Source organism: Gilvimarinus algae (genome assembly GCF_030518215.1).
In the GTDB taxonomy this organism is placed as follows: Bacteria; Pseudomonadota; Gammaproteobacteria; order Pseudomonadales; family Cellvibrionaceae; genus Gilvimarinus; species Gilvimarinus algae.
In genome coordinates this window covers 194,774-208,071 of the sequence record NZ_JAULRT010000060.1, presented here as the reverse complement: position 1 = coordinate 208,071, position 13,298 = coordinate 194,774, and the positions used below count along the sequence as shown (strand labels likewise).

At 59.3% G+C, this 13,298-nt stretch carries 15 protein-coding genes; 9 read left to right on the top strand and 6 right to left on the bottom strand.

Features of this window, described 5'->3' with window-relative positions; translation table 11 throughout:
• Nucleotides 1–11 precede the first annotated feature (11 nt).
• Nucleotides 12–1,013 carry a LacI family DNA-binding transcriptional regulator gene (locus QWI16_RS13595; protein ID WP_302713979.1) on the top strand — a complete coding sequence of 334 codons (1,002 nt, stop codon included), beginning with the start codon at nucleotides 12–14 and terminating at the stop codon, nucleotides 1,011–1,013.
• Here QWI16_RS13595 and QWI16_RS13590 read toward each other — a convergent pair.
• Nucleotides 1,010–2,155 (bottom strand): AGE family epimerase/isomerase, encoded by a 1,146-nt coding sequence (locus QWI16_RS13590; protein ID WP_302713978.1) that lies wholly within the window; start codon nucleotides 2,153–2,155, stop codon nucleotides 1,010–1,012. The two genes, QWI16_RS13595 and QWI16_RS13590, sit on opposite strands and share 4 nt — an antisense overlap.
• Before the next feature lie 212 nt (nucleotides 2,156–2,367).
• Here QWI16_RS13590 and QWI16_RS13585 point away from each other — a divergent pair, with 212 nt between their 5' ends.
• Entirely contained in the window at nucleotides 2,368–3,234 is an 867-nt protein-coding gene (locus QWI16_RS13585) for a transporter substrate-binding domain-containing protein (RefSeq protein ID WP_302713977.1), read from the top strand.
• Between the two features lie 16 nt (nucleotides 3,235–3,250).
• Here the strand turns inward: QWI16_RS13585 and coaD are convergent, their stop codons facing one another.
• Nucleotides 3,251–3,727 carry a pantetheine-phosphate adenylyltransferase gene (coaD, locus tag QWI16_RS13580; RefSeq protein ID WP_302713976.1) on the bottom strand — a complete coding sequence of 159 codons (477 nt, stop codon included), beginning with the start codon at nucleotides 3,725–3,727 and terminating at the stop codon, nucleotides 3,251–3,253.
• Between the two features lie 46 nt (nucleotides 3,728–3,773).
• Nucleotides 3,774–4,367 (bottom strand): 16S rRNA (guanine(966)-N(2))-methyltransferase RsmD, encoded by a 594-nt coding sequence (gene rsmD, locus QWI16_RS13575; protein ID WP_302713975.1) that lies wholly within the window; start codon nucleotides 4,365–4,367, stop codon nucleotides 3,774–3,776.
• A 75-nt stretch (nucleotides 4,368–4,442) separates the two neighbouring features.
• Here rsmD and ftsY point away from each other — a divergent pair, with 75 nt between their 5' ends.
• The 7 genes from ftsY (at nucleotide 4,443) to QWI16_RS13540 (ending at nucleotide 10,187) form a co-directional block, all read left to right on the top strand.
• Complete coding sequence (gene ftsY, locus QWI16_RS13570; protein WP_302713973.1) at nucleotides 4,443–5,498, top strand: signal recognition particle-docking protein FtsY; 1,056 nt, start codon at nucleotides 4,443–4,445, stop codon at nucleotides 5,496–5,498.
• Nucleotides 5,495–6,163 carry a cell division ATP-binding protein FtsE gene (ftsE, locus tag QWI16_RS13565; protein ID WP_302713972.1) on the top strand — a complete coding sequence of 223 codons (669 nt, stop codon included), beginning with the start codon at nucleotides 5,495–5,497 and terminating at the stop codon, nucleotides 6,161–6,163. Before ftsY ends, ftsE begins: the two co-directional genes overlap by 4 nt.
• On the top strand, nucleotides 6,160–7,158 hold the full coding sequence (ftsX, locus tag QWI16_RS13560) for a permease-like cell division protein FtsX (protein ID WP_302713970.1): 999 nt from the start codon (nucleotides 6,160–6,162) through the stop codon (nucleotides 7,156–7,158). Before ftsE ends, ftsX begins: the two co-directional genes overlap by 4 nt.
• A 179-nt stretch (nucleotides 7,159–7,337) precedes the next feature.
• A complete protein-coding gene (rpoH, locus tag QWI16_RS13555) occupies nucleotides 7,338–8,198 on the top strand; it encodes an RNA polymerase sigma factor RpoH (RefSeq protein ID WP_302713968.1) in 861 nt (286 codons plus the stop codon).
• 80 nt (nucleotides 8,199–8,278) lie between these two features.
• Nucleotides 8,279–8,653, top strand: a complete 375-nt coding sequence (locus QWI16_RS13550) for a DUF423 domain-containing protein (protein ID WP_302713966.1) — start codon at nucleotides 8,279–8,281, stop codon at nucleotides 8,651–8,653.
• A gap of 9 nt (nucleotides 8,654–8,662) precedes the next feature.
• Nucleotides 8,663–9,361 carry a tRNA (guanosine(46)-N7)-methyltransferase TrmB gene (gene trmB, locus QWI16_RS13545; protein WP_302713964.1) on the top strand — a complete coding sequence of 233 codons (699 nt, stop codon included), beginning with the start codon at nucleotides 8,663–8,665 and terminating at the stop codon, nucleotides 9,359–9,361.
• Between the two features lie 4 nt (nucleotides 9,362–9,365).
• Entirely contained in the window at nucleotides 9,366–10,187 is an 822-nt protein-coding gene (locus QWI16_RS13540) for a CPBP family intramembrane glutamic endopeptidase (RefSeq protein ID WP_302713962.1), read from the top strand.
• A gap of 26 nt (nucleotides 10,188–10,213) precedes the next feature.
• Here the strand turns inward: QWI16_RS13540 and QWI16_RS13535 are convergent, their stop codons facing one another.
• From QWI16_RS13535 to QWI16_RS13525, 3 genes are all read right to left on the bottom strand, one after another.
• Nucleotides 10,214–11,296, bottom strand: a complete 1,083-nt coding sequence (locus QWI16_RS13535) for a type 1 glutamine amidotransferase domain-containing protein (protein WP_302713960.1) — start codon at nucleotides 11,294–11,296, stop codon at nucleotides 10,214–10,216.
• 71 nt (nucleotides 11,297–11,367) lie between these two features.
• The gene (locus tag QWI16_RS13530) at nucleotides 11,368–12,603 is read right to left on the bottom strand and encodes a sensor histidine kinase (RefSeq protein WP_302713958.1); all 1,236 of its coding nucleotides are present in this window, start codon (nucleotides 12,601–12,603) and stop codon (nucleotides 11,368–11,370) included.
• Nucleotides 12,587–13,285, bottom strand: coding sequence for a response regulator transcription factor (locus QWI16_RS13525; RefSeq protein ID WP_302713956.1), 699 nt, complete (start codon nucleotides 13,283–13,285; stop codon nucleotides 12,587–12,589). The genes QWI16_RS13530 and QWI16_RS13525 overlap by 17 nt, the downstream gene beginning before the upstream one ends.
• Between the last annotated feature and the right edge of the window lie 13 nt (nucleotides 13,286–13,298).

Genomic DNA, 13,298 nt, shown 5'->3' with positions numbered 1-13,298 from the left:
GAGAGAAAAGAGTGTCCAATATCCGAGATGTAGCGCGCGAAGCCGGCGTGTCCGTCGCCACTGTCTCCCGCGCACTGAGCGATCCAGACAAGGTTTCACAAACCAGTCTGAACAAGGTGCACAGCGCGATCGACAAAGTGGGTTACCGGCCCAATATGCTGGCGCGCAGCTTCCGCTCGGCCAAGAGCTACGCCGTGGTGGTGCTGGTGCCGGACATCACCAACCCCTTTTTCTCTCAGGTAATTCGCTCCATTGAAGATCGCGCCCAGCAAAAAGGCTACGCCGTGCTACTGGGCGATACCCGCGGCATTTTAGAGCGGGAAAAAGAATACATCCGCCGGGTGGAAACCCGCCTGGCCGACGGGGTCATTCAGCTGCGCCCGGACGAACCGGAAAAGCAATCTTCCTACATGCCCGAAGGGGTGGTTTGCGTCAATGCCTGTGGCTGCGAGTCGACAAAAGGCCCGCGGGTGCGCATCGACAATCGCGGCGCCGCCAAAGCCGTGGTCGACTACTTAATCTCTCTCGGTCACAAGCGCATCGGGGTTATCTCCGGACTGAAAGACAACCCCCACACCATCGACCGCCTGGCGGGCTACAAAGAAGCATTGGCCGGCGCCGATATTGCCTTTGATAAATCGCTGGTGGCCGAGGGCGACTTCACCACTTGGTCGGGCCTGAACAGCGCCAAGCAGTTCTGTACCATGACCGAGCGCCCCACCGCGATTTTCTGCATGAATGATGAGATGGCCATAGGCGCTATTCAAACGCTGAAATCGCACGGCCTGCGCGTCCCCGAGGATATTTCCGTTACCGGCTTTGACGACATCAGCTACGCGCGCTACTGCGACCCGAGCCTGACCACCGTCGCCCAGCCGGCCGAGGAAATCGGCAAACTGGCCATGGACATGCTGCTGCGACTGATCGAAGGCGAAGAACTGGCCCAGGAAGAAAACGTGCTGCCTGCGGAGTTTGTAATCCGTAAAAGCACAGGGGTACCGTGCAAAGATTAAGCCCCGCTTCGGTAGCGCAACAACTCTTGCATCAGCACCAGCAAGTGATAGAGGGTGCTCGCGGGCGCGGTATCGACGACCACCTCATCCGCGCCGCCGCGCTGATCCACATAACTGCCGGGCGTGCTGGCGCAAAGGTAGTAATCGAACAGGGCGGCCACCGAGTCGGCTGCCCGCGTCTGCGCTTCAGGCTCACCTCGCGCAGCCATGACCAGCGAGGCCTTGATTAGCTCCGTCAGCCCCCAGCAGCGCTTGGTCGCCTGCAACACAGTGCCGTCTGGCCTGACCGAGTCGTAGACCAGGCCGGAATCCGCAAGTCCCAGTTCGAGGCCCCGGCGGTAGAGCCGCTCAATAGACGCCGAGACGTCCTCGCCGCTCAAGCGGGCGTACCAGTCGAGCAGCCAGACCCACTCCATCATGTGCCCGGGCTCGACCACCTGCCCGGCATCGTCCGGCGCCAACGACCAGTCGCGATTGAAAAACTCAAACAAAACACCCTCTTGCGGGCTGAAAAAGACGCTTTGAAACAGCTGATACATGTCCCCGGCGCGCGCGAGCCAGACTGTTTCGCCGCTGGCCTCGTAGAGCGCCATAAAGGCTTCAAACAAATGCATGTGCGGGTTTTGCCGGCGCCAGCTAAACGGATAGTCACCCTCCAACCAACCGCCGTTGTCCGCCGCAAAAGCGCGATCAAAATGGGCGAGTAGATCGTGGGCGCTTTGCAGTGCGCGCGCCTCACCGCTCACGCGGTACTGCCAGGCATAAGCCAGAAGAAAAAAGGCGTGGTCGTACAAGTCCTGGCGCTGATCAATCACCGCAAAGTCCGGGTCCAACAGATGAGTAAAGCCACCACCGGCGGTGGGATGCGCCGCATTTTGTTCGACAAACGCCAGCATACGACGGCCGATGGCAGTCCCCTGCGAGCACCAGCCGAGGTCTTCGCAGGCGGTAAAGAAAAACGCCTGGCGCGCCTGCACCCGCACCCGGGTGTTGGCCGCCTCGTCCACCGAGCCATCGGCGAGCAGACGCTCGACGCTGGCACCCAACTCAGGGTGAATACCGCGCTCACGCCACAGGGGCAAAGCCTCGTGTTGCAGCCAGTGCTGCAAGCGGTCTGTTTGGGCGGTTAACTCATGGCTCATGATCATTGCTCTTTTTCCGGGAGGGCATTGTATCGGCAGGCGGGGATAATGCACCAACCTGTAACCGGTTTCAATGGCGGATAAGCGTGCGCGCCTTCACCCTATGAGCGGTCAACGCCCGGCGCCCGAGGTTCTTCGCCTCGCGCGAGCCGGGGCAATGCAGTAAACTTGAGCTAGCGAATAAAAATACCGACCTGACAACGGATTGACCTGTGATCACCCACTCTCTGCGCCAGCGCTTTGCGCACGCCCTGCTGAGCTGCACTCTGCCCGTGCTCTCCCAGGTCGGCCTCGCCGCTGGTGACACATTACCAGCAGCCATCGACCGGGTTGTCCTGTCTATGGGCAGCATGACCCAGAGCCGTGTTGAGCACGAAACGGCCATCACCCGCCTGGCGCTTGAGAAAAGTCGCGACCGCTATGGCGATTACAGCCTGGATGTTCACACCACCATTTACAGCCGCTCGCGGGCGCTGCGCAGCCTCTTTGTCGGCGAGACCATCAACGCAGTTTCGGCACCAAAGATGAGCTTTCAGGTGGAGTCGACTCAGCAACCCTTGATTGTGATTCCGGTACCGCTGCTCAAGGGCACCCTCGGCCAGCGGCTTGCCATCGTCAGACGCGATCGGCTGGCCGAATTCAATCAGATACGCACCCTTGAGCAACTGCAGCAAAAGTCGGCGGGCATTGGTTTTGACTGGATCGACAAGCACTTCTTTGAACACAACGGACTGGCTTATACCACCGGCGCCGACACCACGCAGCTGTTCAACATGCTGCTGCATCAGCGCTTTGATTACCTGCCACTGGGAATGCTTGAGGCCGAGTCTGCGCTGGAACACTCGGGGATGGCCGACCAGCTGGCTATCGTCGACAACCTGATCATCGACTACCCGCTACCGGTGTACCTGCAGGTCAGCGTCAACCGGCCCGAGCTGGCCGAGAGGCTGGCGTACGGGCTGAAAAACGCCCAGGAGGATGGCTCGCTGGATGCACTTTTTGAGACGCACTACGGAGCCTTGATGGAAAAATTCAGCGACTACCGGCGCATTTCTCTGGCGCCCTTGCCTGAGAGCTAAGACCTGTTAGCAGACCCTACGCAAACTTTTCCTTCAGCGCCTGCTGCACCTCAGGCGTCACGAACTTGCTGACATCGCCACCAAGAGCGGCAATTTCGCGCACGATGGATGAGGATATGTAGGACAAATGCTCGGCGGGCGTCAGAAACAAACTCTCCATGCGCGGATCCAGCGCCCGGTTCATATTCGCCAGCTGAAACTCGTATTCAAAGTCGGACACGGCCCGCAGTCCGCGCAAAACACCATGGGCGCCACGATCGTGGACAAACTCCACCAGCAAGTTGTCAAAGCCGCAAACCTCAACATTGTCCAGGTGCGCCAGCGTCTGGCGCGTCAGGGCCACGCGGGCTTCCAGATCAAACAGCGGTTGCTTGCGGGTGCTGGCCGCCACGGCGACGATCACATGATCAAAGAGACGGCAGGCGCGCTCCACCAGATCCTTGTGGCCATTGGTAATGGGGTCGAAGGTACCCGGATACACGACCTTGCGCATAGTGTTTTTCTCGTTTGGCGACTTGTGGGGGCGGATACTACAAAAATCACTCTGCAGTTTCCACCCGGTACAGGCAATAGTGCACGCGGCCGGTGCGTTTGTCCCGGTGACTGCGCCAGTGCTCGGGCACCCGGTACACCGCCTCGGTGTCCGACTCAATATAGACCAGGGCACCCGGGGCCAGCCAGGGCTCGAGCAAATCAATGCAGGCCTGCCAGAGCCCTGCGGCAAACGGCGGGTCGATAAACACAATCTCAAAGCTCTGGTGAGGCGCGCGGCGCAGCAACGCCAGAGCGTCGCCTTGTTGCAAGCGGGCATTGGCCGCCTGCAAGAGCGTCAGCGCCTGTGCGATGTGCTCGGCGGCTCTTGAGTCCAGCTCGCACAAAACCACTTCCCCGGCACCGCGGGAGACCGCCTCAAGGCCGAGCGCCCCGGAGCCGGCGAACAGATCCAATACCCGGGCACCCGGCAAGTGCGGCGCCAGCCAGTTGAAGAGTGTCTCGCGTATGCGGTCGCCGGTCGGGCGAAGCCCCGGCACATCGGCGATGGGCAGCTTGCGACCGCGGTGGCGCCCACCAATGATTCTGAGCCTTGGCGGCGGGTTTGCGGATTTGTTCGCGCGGGCGCGGGAATTGGCCACCTGTCTCTCTCCAGCGTCTTGAGAAGTGGTAGGATAGCGCCTTTATTTGTCAGCGATAAGGGTTACCAACGCCCCATGTTTTTTAAACGCTTTAAGAAAGACGCCCCTGAAAGCAGCGAGGCGCAGGCGCAAGAGCCGGTACAGGACATCTCCGAGGCGCCCGCCGAACAACCGGCCGCCGTCGACAACCAAGCGCCCGAAGCGCCGGCCAAAGAGGGCTTTTTCAACCGAATCAAGCGCGGCCTGAGCCGCACCAGCAGCAACTTTTCCGAGGGGCTCGGCAACCTCTTTTTGGGAAAAAAGGAAATCGACGACGAGCTGCTCGAGGACATTGAATCGCAGCTGCTGGTGGCTGACGTGGGCATGGAGGCGACGGAGCAGATTATTGATGACCTCACCGACCGGGTGGCGCGCAAGCAGCTGGCCGACCCCGATGCACTGTTCGACGCGCTTAAGACCTCGCTGGGCGAGCTGCTCAAACCCGCCGAGCAGCCGCTGGTGGTTCATACCGAAACGCAGCCTTTTGTGATCTTAATTGTCGGTGTCAATGGCGTGGGCAAAACCACCACCATCGGCAAGCTGGCCAAGCGCCTGCAAAGTCAGGGCAAGTCAGTCATGCTCGCCGCCGGGGACACCTTTCGCGCCGCCGCCGTGGAGCAGCTGCAGATTTGGGGCGAACGCAATAACGTACCGGTTATCGCTCAGCACACTGGCGCCGATAGCGCCTCGGTGATTTTTGATGCGGTGCAGGCCGCCCAGGCCCGCGGTGTCGATGTGGTCATCGCCGATACCGCCGGCCGACTGCACAACAAAGACCACCTGATGGACGAACTGGCGAAAGTACGCCGAGTGATGGGTAAACTGGACGCCAGCGCGCCGCATGAAACTCTGTTGGTGCTGGATGCCGGCACCGGCCAGAACGCCGTTAGCCAGGCCAAGCACTTTATTGAATCGGCCGGCGTTACCGGCTTGGCGCTGACCAAGCTCGACGGCACCGCCAAGGGCGGCGTGATTTTCGCGCTCACCAAACAGTTTGGCCTGCCGGTGCGCTTTATTGGCGTGGGCGAGGGCATCGACGATCTGCAGCCCTTCGCCGCCCGGGACTTTGTGGAGGCCCTGTTTAACCGGTGATTCGTTTCCACGGGGTCAGCAAGCGCTACGACACCGGGCAGGAGGCCTTGAGCCGGGTGGATTTCCACATTGAGCGCGGCGAGATGGTGTTTCTCACCGGCCACTCCGGGGCCGGCAAAAGCACCCTGATGAAGTTAATCATGCTGATGGAGCGGCCCACCAGCGGACAGGTTATTGTCGGTGGGCGCAACACCGAGCGCATTCGCGGCAACGGCATTGCTCACTACCGCCGGGACATAGGCGTGGTGTTTCAAAACCACCAGCTGCTGTTTGACCGCAGCGTCTTTGACAATGTGGCTCTGCCCCTCCAGGTGGCGGGGTTTCAGACCGCGGACATCGGCCGGCGCGTACGCGCGGCGCTGGACAAAGTCGGCCTGCTGCACAAGGAAAAGCTCAAGCCTATTACCCTCTCCGGTGGTGAACAGCAGCGCGTAGGCATTGCCCGGGCCGTGGTGAACAAACCGGCGCTGGTACTGGCCGATGAGCCCACGGGCAACCTGGACCCGGATTTGTCCGCCGAGATCATGACGCTGTTTCGCCAGTTTAATGAACTGGGCATGACCCTGATGATTGCCACTCACGATATCGAGCTCACCCAGCGAATGAACAAGCGGGTCATGAGCCTTGAGCACGGCCGCGTACTGGCAGGTGGTAACCCGTCATGACTCGGGCGGCGCGGGCCAATCAACGCAGCCACTCGCGCCCGCAGGGCGCGGTGCAGAGCAAAACCCATTGGCGCGACCGCCTGGCGGCCTGGCAGGCCCACCACAGCACCTGCGCCATCGAGAGTCTGCTGCGGCTGCTGCGCACCCCCCTGCAGAGCCTGCTCACCTGGCTGGTGGTGGCCATCGCCACCGCCCTGCCCGCCACCTTGTTTGTCGCACTCGATAATGTCCGCTCGCTGGGCTACCAGTGGCAGGATTCCAGCCAGATTTCGGTGTTTCTCAAACGCGATGCCGCCGCCGATGCCGTCGGGCAGTGGCAGCGACAACTTGGCAACCACACAGGCGTCGCCGAGGTCACGCTGATCAATCCCGAGCAGGCACTTGAGGAGTTTCGCCAGCACTCTGGCCTGGGCGATGTGCTGGATGATCTGGAGGAAAACCCGCTGCCTGCGGTGCTACTGGTCCAGCCCACCCTGAGCGCCAGCCAGGGCGAACCCTTGCAGGCGCTGCTGCAACAGTTGCAGGCCAACCCGCTCACCGACGATGCGAGGCTGGACATGCTCTGGGTCCAGCGACTGGAGCAGCTGATCGAGCTGGCCAGCCGCATCGTATTTTTCCTGGCGCTGCTGCTGGTACTCGGCCTGTTACTGGTGATTGGCAATACGATCCGCCTGACCATCGAGAGCCGGCGGGAGGAAATTCTGGTGGTTAAGCTCGTGGGCGGCACCGATGCCTATGTTCGTCGCCCCTTTCTCTACACCGGCCTGTGGTATGGGCTGGGTGGGGGCCTTGCAGCGCTACTGCTGCTCGCGACCGGCCTGCACTGGCTGTCCGACCCGGTGGCCAGCCTGGCGAGCCTGTATCAAAGCGATTTCCGCCTGCGCGGACTCGACATTATAAGCAGTGCGCAGCTGGTGCTGCTCGCCGGTCTGGTGGGGCTCGCCGGCGCCTGGCTGGCCGTGGGCAGGCATTTGTCCGCCATCAAACCCCGGTAGCGACAACGCGGGTTGGGCAGGCACCCGCCACACAAATGTTAAGTTGGGTAAGCCACTGTTTTCTTTGAGGTTTACCGGGAACTTTAGGTTATTGGAAGTCTCTAAGCAGTAGTGCTAGACTAATCGACCCCGAGGCGGTGCTTCGGGAGGTATCAAGGTTATTATTGGGAGTTGACACTATGGGCACAAGCCTACAGCCATTGGGGAATCTGTCGCCGGGCGCGAACCTCAACGCCTATGTGCAGGCTGTCAGCAGCTTTTCCGTCTTATCCGTAGAGGAAGAGCAGTCTCTCGCTGAAGACCTTTACTACAACGGCAATCTCGACGCCGCCCGCCAACTGGTGATGGCGCACCTGCGTTTTGTCGTACACATCGCCCGCTCTTACAACGGCTACGGTCTGCCTCTGGGCGATCTGGTTCAGGAAGGCAATGTCGGCCTGATGAAAGCGGTCAAGCGCTTTAACCCGGAAAAAGGCGTGCGTCTCGTCTCCTTTGCCGTGCATTGGATCAAGGCGGAAATTCACGAGTTTATTCTGAAGAACTGGCGCATCGTCAAAGTGGCCACCACTAAGGCTCAGCGCAAACTGTTCTTCAATCTGCGCGGTGCGAAAAAGCGCTTGGCGTGGCTCACCAACGATGAAGCCAAAGCCGTTGCCGAAGATTTGAACGTAGACGTCAAGCACGTACGTGAAATGGAGAGTCGCCTGTCTTCTTACGATGCGGCCTTTGACGCCCCCGAGGGCGACGATGAAGACAGCCACTACGTCGCTCCGGCGCACTATCTCGAAGACAGACGGCAGGACCCGGCCCTGCAGCTGGAAGCCGCCAACTGGGAAGAAACCAGCGTCAATGGTCTGGAGAAAGCCATGGAGCAACTGGACGAGCGCAGCCGAACGATTCTGCAGCGCCGCTGGCTCAACGACGACAAGGCAACCCTGCATGATCTGGCTGCCGAGTATGGTGTTTCCGCTGAGCGCATTCGCCAGCTGGAAAAAAACGCCATGAAAAAAGTTAAAACCATGATGCTTGAGGCCGCCTGATCGGCATCCAGCCACATGGGCTGTAAAACCGCGCTTCCGCGCGGTTTTTTTATGTCACTGTCTTTTTCACGGACTCTCTGATGGCTAAGATTTTTCTCGTTTTGGCAGCGGCCTCCGGCTTTGTGGCCGTAGGCCTGGGCGCCTTCGCCGCCCACGGCCTGAAGTCGCGACTTGCCCCCAAGCTGCTGTCGGCCTTTGAGACCGGTGTACAATATCAGATGTACCACGCCCTGGCACTGCTGGCCATTGCGCTACTGCTGCGCCACTTCAGCAGTGCCTGGCTGAGCGCGTCCGGCTGGCTGATGATCGCCGGCACCGTGTTGTTCAGCGGCAGCCTCTATGCGCTCGCGCTAACCGGTCTGCGCTTTTTTGGCCCTATCACACCCATCGGTGGCGTTTGTTTTTTGCTCGGCTGGATCAGCCTGTTTATCGCCGCCTTCAAACACGTTAAATAAGTCCCGTCCATGACCGAAGAATTTCGCCCCGAATACAAAAAGAAATCCATCCGCAGCTTTGTGATCCGCGCCGGACGCATGACCGACGGCCAGAAAAAAGCCTTTGAGCGCTACTGGCCAGTCTACGGTCTCAGTTTGTTCAGTGGTCCGATTGAGCCCAGGGAGGCGTTTGGCCGCGAGGCGCCGCTGGTTCTGGAAATCGGGTTTGGCATGGGCGACTCGCTGCGCACTATGGCTGAGCAGGAAACCGATAAGGACTTTATCGGCATAGAGGTTCACCCGCCGGGCGTTGGCCGCCTGATTCACACAGCCGGCGAAGCAGGTGTGACCAATTTGAAAGTGTATATGGCAGACGCCACCGATGTGCTCAGTGACTGTATTGCCGACAACAGCCTCACTCGTTTGCAGATATATTTTCCCGACCCTTGGCATAAAAAAAAGCATAACAAACGCCGTATTGTGCAACCGGAGTTCGTGCAGCACATTCTGCGCAAGCTCAAACCGGGCGGTGTATTGCACTTGGCGACAGACTGGGAAAACTACGCCGAGCACATGAAAGAAGTGATGGACGCGGCCGAGGGCTACAGCAACACCCAGGCGGATGGCGGTTACTCGCCGCGACCGGATTACCGCCCCATTACCAAGTTTGAAAAGCGCGGCGAGCGGCTGGGCCACGGTGTCTGGGACCTGGTGTACGCAAAACGCTGAAAAGATGATGGCCAAACCATCCTCGCGCCTTTGCCACCGGAGCTTTTCCCTCAAGCACAAATTCGGCTTGAGTCTTGCCCTACTATGGCTTGCCATAGCTCTCTGTTACTCGGGGCTGCTGCCTCTGGCCAACCTCGTCAGCCTGACGCTTATGGGCACGGGACTGGCGGCCCTGAGCCTGACCCCAACGACTTCTCACTTAAGCCGCTTACTGTTTGCCGCGCTATGGGCAGGCTGTGTGCTACTGGGATTTTTTACCGCGATTTTCCGCCCGGCAGGCTTTCACTACCCACTGGTTTATGATTACAGCGAACTGGACTTCAGTTTGTTTGCCAACCTCGGCAAAGCGCTGGCCGGTTACCTGACCTTGCTCTGGCTCTGGAGCGCAGGGGCAAAACGACCGCTCCCCGTAGCCCTTGGTCTATCATTGGTGTTCGCGCTCGCGGTTATTGCTACAGCCCACTTTATCTTTGATCTTGCCGCGCAACCGAAATGGCCCGCAGCGGCTCTGGTGTTTATCTTCTGTAACCTAGCCATTGCCGTGCTGGCCGAAGAGGCCTTTTTTCGCCTGCTGCTGCAAAGACAGCTGGAGAAATTATTCCCTCAGCGCTGCGGCGCCACCTGGTTGGCACTGGGCATCAGTGCCGCGGTATTTGCCCTGGCGCACGCACCACCTTCCCACCCGGCGTTTGCGCTCTTTCTGTTTGCCGGCGGCTGCTACGCGCTGGTCTACACGCTAACGCGCCGCTTTAGCGCCGCCCTATTGACCCATTGGAGCGTCAACGTACTGCACTTTACCTTGCTTGAATACCCACTCGGTTTTTAGCCGGGCAGCGAAACCCGGCTCGATATTCAGCTCGACAAGTCCAACTGTTTGGCGCGCCAAACCAGGCCAACCAGATCGATGGCCTTGCCCACTTTTAGCTGCATAAGCGCCACGATACTGTGCATGGCAATCAGGTTACGAGTCAGCGGCCGGCGCTGTTCGGACAGCTCGGTTAGCATGGCACGCGCTGCGCCATTCCCCAGAGTTTCATAGCGTTCAAGCACAGCAACGGCGTGCTCTTCCCCGGTCAGCTCCCGTGGCAGCGGCCGGTAGCCCAGCTGACTGATCATCGCTTCGGCCAGGCTCCACACCGACCAGGGGTTTTGTCCGGTCAGAAGGTTTTTATCCTGGCTGATGGTGTTCAGGTACACAGGCCCGGAATAAAATCTGGCACCCAGCGCTGTCAGCTGTTCTTGCAAGAGAAAGGGAAATATCTCGCGCGCGCCCGGAATCAGCAACAGCTCCTCCTCATTGGTGAAGCCGCTCACCCGCCGCCCCTCCACCAGAGGCCGGCCATTGGACAATGTCACCTCAACCAGGGCGGCCGGCCCGTGGCAGACGGCACCGATCACTTTTCCCGTTTCGAAATAGCGCCGGACCAATGCCTGAATAGCCCCATTGCCGGGAAAATCAAACATGGCTCCCTTCCCGCCGACAAAGTACACCGCTTCGTAGACATCGCCATTCACCTCTGCCAATGGCAGTGAGTGGGTGAGCTTGCGCTGTGCCTGAGCATCGTTAATAAACGCGTAGTCATAAGCGCCCATATCGTCGGTGTCGATCACAGCGGGCGGTTCACCACCGGCCGGGCTGGCGATATCCACCTCAAAGCCATTGGCGGTAAACACATAGTACGCCCTGGCGAGTTCGGTCAACTCGTATCCTGTATAGCGTCCACTTGCCCCCATGGAATCAGTACTGGTGACGACAGCGAGAATTTTTCCCCGTGATGGCATTATAGCCGAGCGCAAATACGCCAACGCCTCCGGCCGGGTTTGCTCTAGCGTCTGCCTGTGTGAGTCGTCCTCCAACAGGCTGCTTAACCACAGCCCCAAGATCAACAAAGCCGCGAACGCGGCAAGAACAACACTACCTATTTTCTTAATCATCTCAGCCTCCTGTTTAGCCTGGAGCAGGATGATTTATCGGGTGTGAAATGCGTGTGAATTGCGAGCGTTTTTTACCGCGTGTCGCCGCCAGGGGTAGGCTCGACCGATACGCAGAACCTGGAGTCGGCCACCTCCAAACGGCATTGCCAGTGCATTGCCTGTAAAATTCGCTGCACCAGATAAAGCCCCTGGCCGATGCCCTGGCTTCCATGCTGCGCAACACCCGGCTGCAGGGGGTCACCCGTCGGCAGGCTTGTGGCGGGATTGGCAAACCGAAGATGGCCGTCTTCATAGAAAATATCCAGCGAGCCATCCGCGCTGTGGTTCAACGCATTGTCGATCAAATTCCCCATCACCAGTGCGGCCAGCTGCCGATTCCCCTGCACGATGATGCGCTCGGGCAGTGTCACGGTGATGCCGGCGGCTCGCGGTTCCCTCACGATGATGGACTCTTCGATCACCGCAGTGAGTTCAAAGACTTCGCGCTCGGAGGTTTCAGCCCGAGCGAGGGCCAATAAACTCTGCACGATTCGTTCTATATCGGCCACAGCTTCTTGCATCTGTGCCACATCGCCCGGTTGGATATTGCGTGAGTCTGCCAGCGCCAATTGATTGCGAATAATCGTCAAGGGGGTGCGCAGCTCGTGACTCACGTCTTTGTTAAATGCCTGCTCGCGTTCGAGCAATGCATTGAGTTTTGTCAGCGAGTACTCCACCACGGCCACTAAATCATCCAGCTCGGTACGATTGTGACCGGCGAGCTCCTCAATCTGATACTGACGAGACAAACGCAATACCGACTCGGTGAGTTTGCGGATGGGGCCAGTGGTATAAGCCGCCAATCTATAGGCAAATAGGACGGCCAGGGCCACCGAGACCACCAATGCCAGCACTGACATCAATATAAGGTCACTGCGAATACCGGAAAATGACAAGAGGTCGGTCACATCCGCCACCAGCACTCCCGCATCCCCCAGCGCAAAACGGATTCGGCGGAAATGATAGTGGCGTCCCTCGAGGGAGAACTCACCGGCGCTCGCCTCACCCATACGCGCCTTGAACGACTGCGGTGCTTCGCGTGCTATAAACAACTGCATCATCGGGCTGCTCGGCACCGGCTCTTGCCCTGCAGCCGTGTAACCCTGGGCCAAAGCTTGCGCCTCACGCTCTAGAAGGTTGTCGATAACCTGGTCCTCGGCGATGTAGGCGATGACGACCGCCGCTGCACTGTAAACCAGCGATAACACCAGGGTGAATACCACAAACCGCAGGGTGATACGGCGCGCCAGGCTAGAACGAATCATCATCGTAGACTTCAAGTTTGTAGCCAACATTGACGATGGTTTTCAGCATCGGTCGGGCGAAGGGTTTGTCCAATACACGGCGTACGCTGTAAATGTGGGAGCGCAGCGCATCGCTGTCGGGAGGCTCGGAGCGCCAGACTTTGTGTATTAACTGCGAGCGGGTCAGCGCACGCGGATAGGCCTCTGCAAGTGCCTGCAAAACGGCAAAGCCCACTCGCGTTAATGCCAGAGGTTGTCGCTGGCGGCTGGCGGTTTTTTCTCTGAGATTGAGGCGCAACTCACCAATGTCCATGGTCTCATGAGAGTGCAAGCGCTCGCGCCGCGTCAACGCCTCACAGCGCAGCGCCAACTCGCGAAAATCAAACGGTTTGACAAGATAATCGTCAGCCCCCTGACCGAAACCGGCGGCTTTGTCGGTAAAGGCATCGCGCGCCGTCAACATCAACACTGGAAGAACCACCGGCGCCTGGCCTTTGATAAGGCGGCAGACCTCTAAGCCATCCATATCCGGTAAATTCAAATCCAGCAGTACGAGATCGTAATCGCCGGCATCACGAATGGCGCTGTCGGCACCGGCTTTGCCGCGACTAACATGTGCTACCGCCCAACCGAGCCCGGTTAAAAACTCGGTCAGCTGCCGTGCTATGGCGAGGTTATCCTCAATCAGCAGTATGGACAGTCGCACTCGTTTGCCTCGC